This is a genomic window from Streptomyces spongiae, from assembly GCF_009377185.1.
Lineage (GTDB): Bacteria > Actinomycetota > Actinomycetes > Streptomycetales > Streptomycetaceae > Streptomyces > Streptomyces spongiae.
The window spans coordinates 1-13,437 of record NZ_VJZC01000004.1; the positions used below are offsets into that span (position 1 = coordinate 1).

The window sequence follows — 13,437 nt, forward strand, 5'->3', positions numbered from 1 at the left end:
GGGCTCGGGGGCGGTCATGGGGCGCTCCGGGTTGAGGTGTGGTCTGGGGCGAGCAACAGGTGCAGGAGGGCGACCGAGCGCTCCACGTAGGGCACGGGGGAGTCGGAACCGTCCGTGGTGAGGTCCGACGACCAGCGCTCCATGCCGGTGCGTACGGCGGCCATCGCCACGGTGGCGATCAGGTCGGGGATGCCCTCGTCGGCGTCCGGGCCCATGCGCTGGGCCACGGCCGCGGCCAGGGACTGCCGGAAGCCGTCGAAGCGCGTCATCAGCGCTGCGAACACCGACGGCGTGCCGTGCGCCAACATGAAGATGTCGTGCACTTCCTGACGCTCCGGTGGGTCCGCGGCCATCTGGTCCACGATCGCCCGGGTCAGCTCTTCGAGGACGGTACGGGGATGGGCCGGCCCGCCCGCGACGAAGGTGTCCAGGAGCTGCGGTGGAAGCGCGCCGGGCGTCCGCCCCACCACCGCGACCTCCTTGCTGGGGAAGTAGTTGAAGAACGTGCGCGGGGAGACCCCGGCCTCCGCGCTGATCATGTCGACGGTGACCTTGTCGAAGCCGTGTTCCCGTGCCAGGCGCATCACTGCCTCATGGATGGTCTGGCTCGTCTCTCGTCGCCTGCGGTCACGCAGGTCCTCTCGCATGGGCGTCACGAGACAATGATTGCACATTCTGCAATTCTTGCGTCAATGCAGAATGTGCAGAGTGTGCAATCACTTGTCGTGCGCGGTCCCGATCGTGGTGCCGTCCGGTCGGGTGACCAGGCGAATCAGGTCCGTCCAGGTCTTGTGGAGGTGGTCCGCGGACACCCCGTGCTCGCGGGTCAGGAAGTCCACCGTCTCGAAGGTGGCGAACGCGAGCAGCGCGTTGGCGAGCAGGTCGTGTTCGGCGTCGACTCCCGCTTCCCTCAAGAGGGTTGCGACATGACGGCGGCACGCGCGGCCGGATTCGGAGGCGTTGCGGTTCTGGGGACGCAATTGCCGTGCCAGGGCGGAGCCGAGATCGGTGACGGCGGTGGCGCGGTCGATCAGCGCACAGCCGAACGCGGCCAGCCGGTCCACCGGCGGTGCGCCCGGACCGAGAGGCGGCGGGCCGCAGGTGTAGGCCTCGCGGAAGTCGGCCTCGGCCTCGTCGAGCAAGGCGCACAGGAGGCCTTCCCGGTCGCCGAAACGGCGGAAGAGCGTGCCCTTTCCCACCCCGGCTTCCTTCGCGACCGCTTCCATGGTCACGTGCTCGGCGCCGTGCTCACCCACCAGTCGGCGCGCGGCGGCGAGCAGCAGGGCGCGGTTGCGGGCGGCGTCGGAACGCTCGGCACCGGCGGTGGTGCAGCGTGTCGGAGTCATCGGCCTTCTCCGGTCACGGGCGCATACGCGTGCCCGTAGTCGATGTGAAGTTGGAGGTCATGAGGAACAGGCCCGGGGCGCCCCAGTCGGCTTGTTCGGGTGGTCGGTGCACTGACCGATGGTGGGGGGATGGGGGGGGAACAGCCGTGTGAGGACGGTCGCCACGGACAAGGGTTCAAGTGCGCGGAAGAAGCCTGCGCGACGGGTGTGAATCCTACGGCCACTTCCGTCAGCCCACGCAGCCCGGGTGAGGGCGGCGGAACAGGGATCCGGTCATGACCGCGGGCGCGTCGTCAGCGGCCGGTCCGGCACAGGCTCGTGCCGGACCGGCGGGCCGTCTAGGGTGACGGCATGACGCGGCCCCCGGCACATGAAACGACCGCCGCATCGATCGCACCGCACATCATCCGCTACTTGATGCTGGTCGCCGAGGAGTCGGGTGTCTCGCTCGAAGCGATCGTGGAAGCGGCGGGACTGTCGTCCGACCTCCTGGACGCGCGGGGTCTTCGTGTCTCGTTCAGGCAGGGCAGACAGGTCATCGAGAGCGCGATGGCGGCACTCCCCGTGCCTGCCCTCGGCATCGCGGTGGGCCTGCGCCAGCCGATCACCTCGACCGGCATGCTCGGGATGGGCATGATGTCCTGCGCGACGGTTCGGGACGCAATAGATCTCGGGGTGCGCTACCAGTACCTGGCAGGCTCGATGGTGCATTCATGGACCTCGGACGAGACCTCGTCGGTCGCCCTGATCGCCGAAGTGCACGGTGCTTCACCACAGGTCGACGAGTTCCTGATCGACGAGGCGTTCGCCAATGTCACGAGAATGGCCCGCGATCTGACCGGCCCGGAATTCTGTCCGGAACGCGTGGAGCTTGCCCGAGCGGTACCGGCCGACTCGCGGCCCTACGCCGAGTGTTTCCGGTCACCGGTGGTCTTCGGGGCAGGGCGGAACGCGTGGATCGTGTCGAAATCGGCCTGCAGGACCCCGATCAGCACCGCTGACCGCTGGGCCTGCGCAGAAGCGAGGTCCCTGCTGGATGACGAGGTCGCGGAGGCCATGGACCTGCACGAGCTCGTCGCCGTGCTCTCGACGCGGGTCGAGGAGGCACTGCCCCGAGTCGTTCCACTGGAAGGCCAGGCCCGCGTGCTGGCGCTGAGTCAGCGGACGTTGCGCCGACGGCTCGCCGCACTCGACATGACCTACTCGACCGTGGTGGACGAAGTCCGGCGACGCATGTTCAGCAGGCTGATCCGTCACCACGACCTGTTGCTCGCCGATATCGCGAGACAACTCGGCTACACGGACGAGCGGTCCCTGCGCCGCGCCGTACGGCGCTGGTTCGGGCAGTCGGCCAGTGAGTTGCGTGAGTCCGGCCCACCCTCCTGACCGGACAGGGCGGGCTCGTGGCTGGCCTCTGCTGTCCGGAAGTCTGGCACACGCGGACCGGTGAATTGCCGAATGCACCGCCTAGCATTCCTTCTGTCCGAACAGAGGAGAAGAGGATGCCCGTTTGCATAATTGGCGCCGGCCCGGCCGGTCTCGCCATGGCCCGTGCGCTTTCCGAGCGTGGCATTGAATACCGTCAGCTTGAGCGCCACACCGAGGTCGGCGGTATTTGGGACGTACGCCGAACCGACGGCCCGATGTATGAATCGGCGCACTTCATCTCCAGCAGGACCTTGTCGGGTTTCAGTGGTTATCCGATGCCGGACTCCTATCCGGATTACCCGGGGCACCGGCAGGTGCTCGGCTACCTGCAGTCTTTTGCGGACGCCTACTCGTTGACCCGGAACATCGAATTCGGTGTAGAAGTCTCTTCGGTCCGCAAGAATGCGGACAGTTGGGTGGTGACGCGTAGCGACGGCCTGTCGGAAACATACGAGTCAGTGGTCGTCTGTACCGGATCCCAGTGGTATCCGAATATTCCTGACATCCCGGGTGACTTCACCGGTGAGGTGCGGCACAGCCAGACGTACAGCCATCCTTCGGAATTCACGGGGCGTCGAGTTCTCGTCGTCGGTGCAGGAAACTCGGCATGCGACATCGCGTGCGACGGGGCCCGCAACGCGGTGTCCGCATCCATCAGTATGCGACGCGGCTACTGGTTCATACCCAAACACATCCTCGGGGTTCCGGCGGACGTGTTCGCCAGCAAGGGGCCCCGGCTGCCCAGACGTGTCCAGCAGGTGCTGACCCAGCCGCTGCTCCGTCTGCTCACCGGTGACCCTGAGAGGCTCGGCCTGCAGAAGCCCGATCACAGGCTCTTCGAAACCGCGCCTCTGATCAATTCCCTGCTGCTTCACCATCTGCAGCACGGGGACATCACCGCCCGCCCGGGCATCCGTGACGCAAAGGGCAAAACGGTGCGTTTCACCGACGGGACAACAGATGACTTCGACCTGATCATCCTGGCCACCGGCTACCGGCACCGAGTGCCTGTCGCCCAGGAGTTCTTCGGTGATGAACAGCACCCCGACCTCTACCTGAGCTGCTTCCCCAGGGAGTGCCAGGGCCTGTTCGGAGTCGGTTTCATCGAGGCCAACACCGGTGCCTTCCATCTGTTCGACGCCCAGGCCCACCTGGTTGCCGGCTATCTCGACGATCTCGGAAAGCGTCAGCCACTCGCGCACCCGTTCACGGAACGGATCCGCAATGACCGGCCCGACCTGTCGAACGGTCTGAGGTTCGACGACTCGCCGCGGCACACCGGGTACGTCGACGCCGATGCCTACACGACCTACCTGGAACAGGTCAGCCGCACGTACGGCTGGCCGCTGGTGTCCGGTCCTCCGCGCCGCTCGTCCGACGCGGGTCCGACGACGAAGGCGGTACGGTGAGCTTCCGCCTCGGGTTGTCTGTCGAACAGGCCGGCGCGGCGTCGGCCGACACCGGTGGGTGGCGCGGATGAACCTTCGCTCCGCGCTTGTGACGGGCGCGTCGTCCGGTGTCGGACTGGCCGTGGCACGCCTTCTGCATTCCCACGGAACACGCGTCGCGCTGGTGGCACGCCGTGCCGAAAAACTCGATGAGCTTGCTCAGGAGATGGGCGATCGAGCGATCGCCCTGCCTGGCGACGTGGCGAACCCGAATTCCGTCTCCAGCGTCATGGAGAAGGCTTTCACCGAGTTGGGTGACATCGACCTGATAGTCAATTCTGCGGGCATCATCAAACCCTCGGCACTCACAGAAATCACTGACGAACAGTGGCGTACCACGATCGATGTCAACCTCTCGGGAAGCTTCTACATCGCACGCGAGGCAGCGCGGCGGATGTCGTCGGGATCCATCATCAACGTCGGCTCGGAACTCTCGGTCCTGGGTATGGCCCTGAACGTGGATTACTGCGCGGCGAAGGCCGGCGTCATCGGCCTCACCAAGGCACTCGCGATGGAGCTCGCGCCGAGAGGGATTCGTGTGAACGCGGTGTGCCCCGGGCCCATCGATACACCCATGATGGACGCCGAGATGCAATGGTTCTCCGATCCCGAGGCCGCCAGGGAGTCAGCGATCGGCAGAGTTCCCCTGAAGCGATTCGCCACCTCGGCGGAAGTCGCTGAAGCAATCCTGTTTCTTGCTTCCGCGCCCTTCGCAACGGGAACATGCCTGGCTCTTGACGGCGGGACGACCGCAGGTTGAGGGACTGAACCGTTCCGGGTTCGGTGGGCGTTCTCCGACCTGCCCACGGTGCTCAGCGCAGCGTAATCCAGATGGTCTTGAGCTGGGTGTACTGCTCGAACGCTTCGAGACCGTTGTCACGGCCGCCGAACCCGGAGGTCTTGTAGCCGCCGAAGGGCGTACTGATGTCGCCTTCGCTGTATCCGTTGACCGCGACGGTGCCGGCTCTGACACCGCGGGCGAGTTTGAGGGCCCGGTCGATGTCGTGGGACCAGACGGTGGCGGCCAGCCCGTAGTCGGTGTCGTTGGCGATGGCGAGGGCTTCCTCGTCGGTGTCGAACGCCAGCACCGCGACGACGGGGCCGAAGATCTCCTCCCGGGCCACCGCCATCGTGGGGGAGACGTTGTCGATCACGGTGGGTGCGACGAACCAGCCGCCGGAGTCCTGGTGCAGCCGCTCGCCTCCGGCGACGACCGTGGCGCCGTCCTCCTTGGCCTGCTGGATGTAGCCCAGGACCCGGGTGAGGGCGGACTCCTCGATCAGCGGGCCGATCGCCGTCTCGGGGGCGGTCGGCTCGGCTACGCGACGGCCGTTGGCTTCCTTGACCAGGGCGGCGACGAACTCGTCCTTGATGGAGGAGTGGACGAGGATCCTCGATCCCGCGGTGCAGTTCTGGCCGGCGTTCCAGAACGCGGCCTCGGCGAGGTCGGCCGCCACCTCGGGGATACGGTCGGCGTTGTCGGCCGTCACGATCTGCGGGCTCTTGCCGCCGCATTCGAGGACGATGTTCTTGAGGTTGCTGTCGGCCGCGTAGCGCAGGAACGCGCGCCCGACCTCCGTCGATCCGGTGAAGGAGACCACGTCGACGTCGCGGTGCAGGCCCAGGGCCTTGCCGGTGATGTGGCCCAGTCCGGGAACGACGTTGAGGACGCCGGCCGGAATGCCGGCTTCGGCGGCGAGTTCCGCGATGCGCAGGGTCGTCAGGGAGGCGAGCTCCGGGGGCTTGACGACCACCGAGTTCCCGGCCGCGAGTGCGGGAGCCAGTTTCCATGCGAGCATCGCGGCCGGGAAGTTCCAGGGAAGGACGGCACCGACGACACCGATGGGTTCACGCACGATCAGGCCGACGTGCTCCGAACCGGTCGGTGAGGTCTTGCCGTAGACCTTGTCGATGGCTTCGGCGTACCAGCGGAAGGTGTTGATGACGTCCGGCAGGTCGAAGTCACGGCAGTCGGTGATGGGCTTGCCGGCGTCGATCGACTCCGTGAGAGCCAGCTCCTCGCGGTGTTCCTCGACGAGGTCCGCGAACGTGAGGAGGATCTTCTTGCGTTCGGCCGGTGGGAGTTGGCTCCAGACACCGCTGTTGAACGTCTTGCGGGCGGAGGCGACCGCTCGGTCGACGTCCCCGGTGCCGCATGCGGCGACGTGGACCAGGACCTGGCCGGTCGCCGGGGCGAGGGACTCGAAGGTCGCACCGTCGGTGGCGTCGGTGAAGGCCCCGTCGATGAACGCCTGGGTGCGGATGGTGGGTGGGAGTACTGCCGGCATCGGTGTTCCTTCGGGTATGCGGCTCAGCGCAGGACGGTGAGCCCGGCTAGTTGGGGGAAGACCTGGTCGCGCGTACGTTCCCAGTGCAGGCGCAGATCCTGGTAGGTGTGGTGGCTCGCGGGAACAGGCTGGATGGGCGGATCGACCCGAACCACGGCGTCCACTCCTTCGCGTGGGGTGGCGAAGGCGTCTGATCCGACACCGGCAAGAATCGCCGCGCCGATGGAAGGCGCCTCGACGCGCAGGGCCGGGACCAGGGGGTGACCAAGGACATCCGCCTTGATCTGATTCCAGGCCGTGCTGCGTGCTTCTCCGTCGGAGATCGTCAGGCTCGTCATCCGCAGTCCGCGCTCGGTCAGCGCGTTGAGCAGGGCCGGGTACTGGTACGCGATGCCTTCGAGTGTGGCGCGGACGAAATGCGGCAGGCCGTGGTGTCCGGAGATCCCGTGGAACACCGCGCGAACATGGTCGTCCTGGATCGGGACGCTGGCGCCCTCGATGTACGGGAAGCACAGCAGACCGTCGCTGCCGGGCCCTACCTCGTCGGCGCCCGCGATGAGTTCCTCGTACGGGGCATTGGCGCCGAAGGCACCGCGCAGCCAGCGCAGGGTGGTGCCGCTGCCGACCGCGACCATCTCGTGGAGGTAGCGGTCGGGCACGACGTGCGGCATCAGTCCGAGCATGCCGGTCGGATCCAGCACGGGGCGTTCCGCGACCGCGCGCCAACTCATGGAGGAGCCGGTGCCGACACTGACGCCGCCGGGCTCGATGACGCCCGAGCCCAGGGCGGCGGCGGGGTCGTCGCCCCCTCCGGCCACCAGCGGGGTGCCGGGGACCAGACCGATCTCATGGGCGGCCGTGCCCAGTTCGCCGCGGACCTGCCAGGGCCGGTACTTGACCTCGGGCAGCAACTCGCGCGGAATTCCGTACACGTCGCACAGCTCTTCGCTCCAGGTCTCGGTTCGCCAGTCGTTGAGGATGCTGCGCGTGGGGCTGGTCGGGTCGGTTCCGATGTCGCCGGTCAGGCGGAGGGCGAGATAGTCCTTCGGCTGCAGGACGTGCCGGACCCGGCGCCACAGGTCCGGCTGGTGCCTCCGCGTCCACAGCAGGTTGGGCAGAACCAGCCCGGGGATGGGGAGCGTGCCGGTGATGTCGACGAGGCGACGGCGTCCGAGGCGGTCGTAGGCCGTGGTCGTCTCGTCGGGGGCACGCCGGTCGCTCCAGTGGATGACCGGCGCCAGCGCGCGACCCGCCTCGTCGGTCAGCACGGCGATGTCGCGCTGACCGACCAGGCACAGGGCTCCTACGTCCGAGGCGGCGACGTCGGCCTGGGCGAGGGCCGCCGGGATGGCTCGGGCGAGTGCCCGGTACCAGTCCTCGGGGTCGTTCTGAGCCCATCCCGGGTGGGGCCGGTACATGGGGTAGTGCTGCTCGGAGACGGCCACCACACCTCGCTGCGGGTGCACCAGTGCGGCCTTCAGACAGGAGGACCCGACATCGGCTCCGATGAGCCAGGGTCGGCTCATGCCGACACGGTCCGCGGAGCCGGCAGCGGCTCGGGAGCGCCGGGGAACTGCACGCGCCAGTAGGAGGCGATCCACTCGACCTGCTCCTTGGGCAGTTCGTCCACCTCGTCCTTGAACTGCCTCGCGGACAGGTACACCTCGCACGCGCCCTCGACCACCGAGGCGGTGTGGAAGGCGTGCTCCAGGTCGACACCGATGGCCAGCAGACCGTGGTAGCGCATGAACGTCGCGCCCCGGTCCTCCAGCGCGGCCGCGGTGAAGTCGGCCATCTGGTCGGTCTCGGGCTGCGAGTAGGGGGAGGTGAGGACGGCCCCGCCGGTCGCCTCCACCAGACCGGTCAGGATGGGCGGCAGGGTCCAGCCCAGGTTGGCGAAGGTCATGACGGCCTTGCCGTGGGTGTGCACGATGGAGCCGATCTCGGGGCGGCGCTTGCAGATGAGGGTGTGCATCGGCACCTCGGAGGTGGGGGCGCGACGGCCTTCCACCTGTTCACCGTCGAGGGTGACGACCGCGATGTCCTCGGGCTCCAGGAAGTCGTACTGGGTGCCGGTCGGCGTGCAGGCCAGCAGGTTGGGCTCGCCGGGGATACGGACGCTGATGTTGCCGGCCGTGGAGTACACCAGCCGCTCGGACTGGAGCTTGCGGGCGAATGTGACGACCTTCTGCCGGGTGTCGAGCCACTTCGTTGCCATGGTGTGTTCCCTCGCTTCGGTTTGCGGGTTCAGGAGGATCGGCCGTGCGCCGTGCGGCGCCGGCCGAAGACGGTGACGATGGCGGATCTCAGGGCCGCCGCACCGAGCGCGACCCTGATCAGCCGTGGGATGTCCTTCCGGCTGATCTGGACGCGGGCGGGCCAGGCACCCATGACGCCCTCCAACTCGATTCCGGCCCTGGTGTACCGGAGCTTCGTGGGCTCGAACGGAAGCTCGCCGATCGGTGAGCTGACTTTCATGCGCTCTCTCCCTGCGAATGGATCCACGCCCGTGCGACCGCGGCCCCGTCGGCGGCCCTCTCCACGGCGCCGACCACGGTCAGGGACTGGACGAAGGTGACGCCGTCGGCGTCGTCGAACAGCGCGCCGTCGACATTGCGGTTGGGACGGGCGTCGGCTGCGAGCACGATTCCGTCGCAGGTGATGCCGACGGTGTCGGCTCCGGTGTGTACCCGGACGCCCTCGACGCGGTGGGTGCCCAGGACTTCGACACGGCCGTCAGGGAAGCGCTCGTCCGCCCAGTCGGCATCGCCCAGGCCCAGGACGGTGCTTCCCCTGTGCCGGAGCTCCGCGGCCAGGGGGGCTGCCCAGATGTCGTTTCCGATGATCAGCGGACGTTGCCAGAGGGCCACGCCGCTGGTGAGGAGGTGTTCGACGACGGTGGCCGGCAGGACGCCGGCGGGTCGCTGCCCGGTGATGCCGAGATCGGCCTGGGTCGCGGGACGACGGCCTCCGGCGTAGAAGAGATGGTCGCCGGGCAGCCGCTCGACTCCCATCGGTGAGATCAGCAGCAGTCTGCGGTCCTGCCAGCGGACGGCCAGGGCGCCCAGGCGCAGCGCGACTCCCGCGGCCTCGGCCCGGGCCGTCAGTTGCCGGACGTGGGGCTCGTCCCACCCGGTCTCGCCCCCGGTGACGGGGATGCGGTCGATGAGGACCACCCGGGCACCGGTGCCTTGGGCGAGGGCGACGGCGCAGCCCAGGCCGCTGGGACCGGCGCCGACGACAAGGTACGTGGTCATGATCCGACGGTCCCTCGGGTGGTGTGCATCACGGTGGCCGGATCGGTGCCCGTGTTCATGGCGGTCATGAAGGAGATGCCGGCCAGGCAGAGCGAGCCCTGACAGCGGCCGTAGCCGGCGCCGGTGCGCTTGCGTACCCCCTCGACGGACGTGGCGGGCACAGGGCCGGTGAGAGCCGCTTCGATCTCCGCGGAGCTGACCTGCTCACAGGCGCACACGACCATCCCGGACGACGGGTTCTCGGCGATCAGCCGCTCGGGGTGCTCACTGGTGCGCAGCCTGGGCACCGGGGGGAGAACCCGCTGGGCGGAGGGCCGGTCCGGGGCATCGAGTCCCGCCTCGCGCAGAAGGCCGAGCGTGTAGTCGGCGGCGGCGGGCGAGATGCTCACCCCGGCCGAACGGTCGGTGCAGTGCAGCAGGTTGGGGACCTTGGTGTCGAAACGGAGACGGTGCTGCTCGTCGCCGGCAGGACGGTTGGCTGCGAACGTCTTCATGATGTAGGCGTCGCGGACCTCCGGCACCAGCCGTGCCGCCCGGTCCACGACGGACTCGATGGTCTCGGCATCCGTGGCGCGGTCGTCGGGATCCTCGATGTCCTGGGCCGTGGGCCCCAGGAGCACCGATCCGTGTGTGGTCGGCACGACGTTGGTGCCCTTGGTGTCCGGCAGATGCGTACAGAAGACGATCGATGACAGCCGCTGCCCGAAGGCGCGGTCGACCACCGCGTACTGGCCCTTGCGGGGCCGGCTGACCAGGGGTTCGCCGCCCGCGATGCGGCTGATCCCGGCAGCGCCGACTCCGGCCGCGTTGACGATGAAGCGGGCGGTCAGGCGTGAGGTGGGGGTGATGACGGCGAGGACTTCGTCGCTGTCCCGCTCGATGCCGACCACTCGCTCCGCGAAACGGAAGTCGCATCCGTTCGTCGCGGCCAGACGGGCGTAGGCGGCGGTCAGCCGCATGGGGTCGACGATGCCCTCGTCGGGTAGCAGCAGCCCTGCCACCGCATGCGGTGTGACCAGAGGTTCCCTGGCCAGGACCTGACGTGCGTCCAGGGCCTGGACAGCCACTCCGCAGGCGAGGACTTCCTGATGTGTGTGCTCCAGGCGTTCCGCCTCGGCGGCGTCGAGGGCGACCATGACCCCGCCGATACGGCGGTACGGCACGTCCAGGCGCGCGCACACCTCCTCCCACAGCGGGGCACTCGTGTTGATCAGCTGTGTCTCCAGCGTGCCCGGGGCGCCGTAATAGGAGACGGCGACGCCGGCGTTGCCCTTGGAAGCATGTTCCGCGACGTCGTTCTCGGCCTCGACGAGACCGACGCGCGTCTCGGTACGGGCCAGTCGCTCCGCAACGGCCGTTCCGAGAACGCCGCCTCCGATGATCAAGACGTCATAGTCGGATCGCGGCGACACCGCGCACCTCGCTTCCCAGGAGAGTTTCGGTCATCCATTTATGTTCGTTAGAACATTTATTGTCGCGTAATGAACACTAGATGCTTGTTCAAGTGACATGCAAGCCTTTCGGTTCTCCGGGTCGTCCTGTTGGGCCCGCGTCTGTTCCCTGGCTCTCGCCGAACGGAAATGTTCGTTCGCTCGCGCATCCGGAGACGTGCGAACATGAACCGTGTGCGGTGACGTGTTCCGTGGCCCAGCAGTACGGTTCAGTCCCGCGAGCAGTGGTGGCCGCCACGGCCCCTGAGACACCCGGAGGTCAGGCAGTGCCCGTGTCCGCATCACACGACACGCGATGGGATGCCGCCGCGCGCCGTGCGCACATCCTGGAGGTTCTCGAGACGCAGGACTTTGTCGGGGTCAAAGAACTGTCCGAAGAGTTCGGCCTCACCGCGATGTCCGTACGACGTGACCTCACGGCCATGGCGAACGACGGTCTGATCACTCGTGTCCGCGGCGGAGCCGCCAAGCCGCCGCCCGCGGTGAGTTCACCCCAGTACGCCCAGGCGGCAAGCAGAAACCTGCACGCCAAGCGGATCATCGCCGCACGGGCGGTGGAACTCCTGGAGCCGGGGCTCTCCGTCTTCTTCTACTCCGGTTCCACGGTCGCTCGCGTCGCCGCACACCTGCCTCGGGAACTGCACTCCACGCTCACCGTGGTCACGAACTCGCTGCCCGTCATCGAGGAGATCAGCAGCTGGCAGGACCCCCATCTGGTCGCTGTCGGCGGAACCTATCTCCACTCCTACATGACATTCGTCGGTCCGCAGGCGGTGCTGGCGGTCGAAGGGATGAACGCCGATGTCGCGGTCATCGGATGCGACGGACTGAGCTCCGACGGGGGTCTCACCACGCCCCATCAACTTGTCGCGGAAATCGGATCGACCATCGTCCGCCAGGCTGCTCGAACCATCGTTGTGGCCGACTCGACCAAGATCGGAAGGCGTGGGTTCACGCAGATCGCGCCGATCGGCGCGATCGACGTACTGGTCACGGACCTGGGCGCGGACCGGGACGAGTTGGCCCGACTGGAGGATGCCGGAATCGAGGTCATCGTCGCCTAATACGCCTTCGCGGAATCTGCACCATCTGTTCGCGTGCCCGACGTTGATGCTTGCGATGAGTATCGGAGGTCGAGCGGTACCGTCGTTTCCATGATCAGGCGTGTGCACTTCGCCCCATCGACCCACGGGCCTGTCGTACCCGCGCAGATCCGCTCCGGAGAGCAGTTCGGTGCCGAGGTGGCCATGGGATCCGCGATGGTCTCCATGCGCGTCTGGCGCTTGAGCCCGTTCGCCATCGATGTCGAGGTCCCCGCCGCGGTGCCATTGGTCGGCAAGGCAGCGCCCGACGCCACGCCCGAGAGCATGGCCGACGCCGACGACGCCCGGTCGCGCATCTTCATGCTGTGCGTGGGCGGGCAACTCGTCGCGACGAGCCGGGCCATCTTCCATCCTGACGGAGCGAAGCTGGAGCACGAGCGCTATGTGCCCTCGCCGCCGGGGTTTCCGACGAACGACGAGCTCGTCGAGGCATCGCGGGTCGCCACCCATCCCGACTTCCGGCGAAGCGATCTTCTGTTCATGCTCCTCAAACACATGCTCCTCGTCAACCTGCAGGCGGGGCGGCGATGGACGGTCGGGTCGGCCACCGAGAAGCTGGTGCCGCTCTACAAGCGCATCGGCGCACACTTCCCCGGTGTGACGTTCGAGCTGGCGACACTGAACAACGAGAAGCATCACCTGTTCATGCTCGATCTGCCCGCGCTGCTCCGCGGCCGGGGTGTGTCTCCCCTCGTCTGGAACTACTTCTTCGAGGACCCCTTCGACTTCGCCCGGATCGCCGGGGTCAACGACCTGTCAGCCGCCGACCGCTTGCGGATGAGGTGCCGACGACTTCTGCGACCGCTGGTCATGTATCTGCGCAAGCGCCGGAGCAAGGCATCGCCGAGTTCCCGGCCGTTCGTCTCGCACTACGCGGTGTTCGCGCAGTACAACAGCCAGTGCTTCGGGCCGGCCGCCGCAGCCTGCTCGCATACATGAGATACCAGAGGGCGTTCCGTGAGGGCTATGTCCGTACTGCCGCGGGCGACGAGGCGTTTGAGTGTTGCGCGCAGGCTTTCGGTGTGGTTGACGGTGCTGGCCAGGGGCGTGTCCGCTGCGGGTGGGTCGTCGGTGGCCGAGGCCGCCATCACCACCCCCGCGATGATCAGCCCGAGC

13 protein-coding genes are annotated in these 13,437 nt (G+C 67.7%); 5 read left to right on the top strand and 8 right to left on the bottom strand.

What is annotated here, in order from left to right:
- Positions 1-14 precede the first annotated feature (14 nt).
- On the bottom strand, positions 15-647 hold the full coding sequence (locus tag FNH08_RS01250; protein ID WP_228033800.1) for an acyl-CoA-like ligand-binding transcription factor: 633 nt from the start codon (positions 645-647) through the stop codon (positions 15-17).
- A 69-nt stretch (positions 648-716) separates the two neighbouring features.
- The gene (locus FNH08_RS01255) at positions 717-1,346 is read right to left on the bottom strand and encodes a TetR/AcrR family transcriptional regulator (RefSeq protein ID WP_152769349.1); all 630 of its coding nucleotides are present in this window, start codon (positions 1,344-1,346) and stop codon (positions 717-719) included.
- Positions 1,347-1,697: 351 nt separating this feature from the next.
- On the opposite strand from FNH08_RS01255, the gene FNH08_RS01260 reads away from it, so the two are divergent.
- The 3 genes from FNH08_RS01260 (at position 1,698) to FNH08_RS01270 (ending at position 4,982) form a co-directional block, all read left to right on the top strand.
- A complete protein-coding gene (locus FNH08_RS01260; protein ID WP_152769350.1) occupies positions 1,698-2,732 on the top strand; it encodes an AraC family transcriptional regulator in 1,035 nt (344 codons plus the stop codon).
- A gap of 116 nt (positions 2,733-2,848) precedes the next feature.
- The gene (locus FNH08_RS01265) at positions 2,849-4,183 is read left to right on the top strand and encodes a flavin-containing monooxygenase (RefSeq protein WP_152769351.1); all 1,335 of its coding nucleotides are present in this window, start codon (positions 2,849-2,851) and stop codon (positions 4,181-4,183) included.
- A gap of 67 nt (positions 4,184-4,250) precedes the next feature.
- Complete coding sequence (locus FNH08_RS01270; protein WP_152769352.1) at positions 4,251-4,982, top strand: SDR family NAD(P)-dependent oxidoreductase; 732 nt, start codon at positions 4,251-4,253, stop codon at positions 4,980-4,982.
- Positions 4,983-5,034: 52 nt separating this feature from the next.
- Here the strand turns inward: FNH08_RS01270 and FNH08_RS01275 are convergent, their stop codons facing one another.
- From FNH08_RS01275 to FNH08_RS01300, 6 genes are read right to left on the bottom strand one after another with little or no spacing between them, the layout of a single operon-like run.
- A complete protein-coding gene (locus tag FNH08_RS01275) occupies positions 5,035-6,510 on the bottom strand; it encodes an aldehyde dehydrogenase (protein WP_152769353.1) in 1,476 nt (491 codons plus the stop codon).
- A 23-nt stretch (positions 6,511-6,533) separates the two neighbouring features.
- Positions 6,534-8,036: a xylulokinase gene (locus tag FNH08_RS01280; RefSeq protein WP_152769354.1), complete on the bottom strand. Its 1,503-nt coding sequence runs from the start codon at positions 8,034-8,036 to the stop codon at positions 6,534-6,536.
- Positions 8,033-8,728 carry a class II aldolase/adducin family protein gene (locus FNH08_RS01285; RefSeq protein WP_152769355.1) on the bottom strand — a complete coding sequence of 232 codons (696 nt, stop codon included), beginning with the start codon at positions 8,726-8,728 and terminating at the stop codon, positions 8,033-8,035. Before FNH08_RS01285 ends, FNH08_RS01280 begins: the two co-directional genes overlap by 4 nt.
- Positions 8,729-8,757: 29 nt before the next feature.
- Positions 8,758-8,988, bottom strand: a complete 231-nt coding sequence (locus FNH08_RS01290) for a hypothetical protein (RefSeq protein WP_152769356.1) — start codon at positions 8,986-8,988, stop codon at positions 8,758-8,760.
- Positions 8,985-9,767, bottom strand: a complete 783-nt coding sequence (locus FNH08_RS01295; protein ID WP_152769357.1) for an FAD-dependent oxidoreductase — start codon at positions 9,765-9,767, stop codon at positions 8,985-8,987. The genes FNH08_RS01290 and FNH08_RS01295 overlap by 4 nt, the downstream gene beginning before the upstream one ends.
- The gene (locus tag FNH08_RS01300) at positions 9,764-11,152 is read right to left on the bottom strand and encodes an NAD(P)/FAD-dependent oxidoreductase (protein WP_152769358.1); all 1,389 of its coding nucleotides are present in this window, start codon (positions 11,150-11,152) and stop codon (positions 9,764-9,766) included. The genes FNH08_RS01295 and FNH08_RS01300 overlap by 4 nt, the downstream gene beginning before the upstream one ends.
- A gap of 338 nt (positions 11,153-11,490) precedes the next feature.
- Here FNH08_RS01300 and FNH08_RS01305 point away from each other — a divergent pair, with 338 nt between their 5' ends.
- Positions 11,491-12,282 carry a DeoR/GlpR family DNA-binding transcription regulator gene (locus FNH08_RS01305; protein ID WP_194238324.1) on the top strand — a complete coding sequence of 264 codons (792 nt, stop codon included), beginning with the start codon at positions 11,491-11,493 and terminating at the stop codon, positions 12,280-12,282.
- Positions 12,283-12,372: 90 nt separating this feature from the next.
- Complete coding sequence (locus FNH08_RS01310; RefSeq protein ID WP_152769360.1) at positions 12,373-13,260, top strand: GNAT family N-acetyltransferase; 888 nt, start codon at positions 12,373-12,375, stop codon at positions 13,258-13,260.
- The last annotated feature ends 177 nt before the right edge of the window (positions 13,261-13,437 follow it).

Coding starts and splice junctions, on each gene's coding strand:
- FNH08_RS01250 (WP_228033800.1), bottom strand. CDS start 647: ATGCGAGAGGACCTGCGTGACCGCAGGCGACGAGAGACGAGCCAGACC.
- FNH08_RS01255 (WP_152769349.1), bottom strand. CDS start 1,346: ATGACTCCGACACGCTGCACCACCGCCGGTGCCGAGCGTTCCGACGCC.
- FNH08_RS01260 (WP_152769350.1), top strand. CDS start 1,698: ATGACGCGGCCCCCGGCACATGAAACGACCGCCGCATCGATCGCACCG.
- FNH08_RS01265 (WP_152769351.1), top strand. CDS start 2,849: ATGCCCGTTTGCATAATTGGCGCCGGCCCGGCCGGTCTCGCCATGGCC.
- FNH08_RS01270 (WP_152769352.1), top strand. CDS start 4,251: ATGAACCTTCGCTCCGCGCTTGTGACGGGCGCGTCGTCCGGTGTCGGA.
- FNH08_RS01275 (WP_152769353.1), bottom strand. CDS start 6,510: ATGCCGGCAGTACTCCCACCCACCATCCGCACCCAGGCGTTCATCGAC.
- FNH08_RS01280 (WP_152769354.1), bottom strand. CDS start 8,036: ATGAGCCGACCCTGGCTCATCGGAGCCGATGTCGGGTCCTCCTGTCTG.
- FNH08_RS01285 (WP_152769355.1), bottom strand. CDS start 8,728: ATGGCAACGAAGTGGCTCGACACCCGGCAGAAGGTCGTCACATTCGCC.
- FNH08_RS01290 (WP_152769356.1), bottom strand. CDS start 8,988: ATGAAAGTCAGCTCACCGATCGGCGAGCTTCCGTTCGAGCCCACGAAG.
- FNH08_RS01295 (WP_152769357.1), bottom strand. CDS start 9,767: ATGACCACGTACCTTGTCGTCGGCGCCGGTCCCAGCGGCCTGGGCTGC.
- FNH08_RS01310 (WP_152769360.1), top strand. CDS start 12,373: ATGATCAGGCGTGTGCACTTCGCCCCATCGACCCACGGGCCTGTCGTA.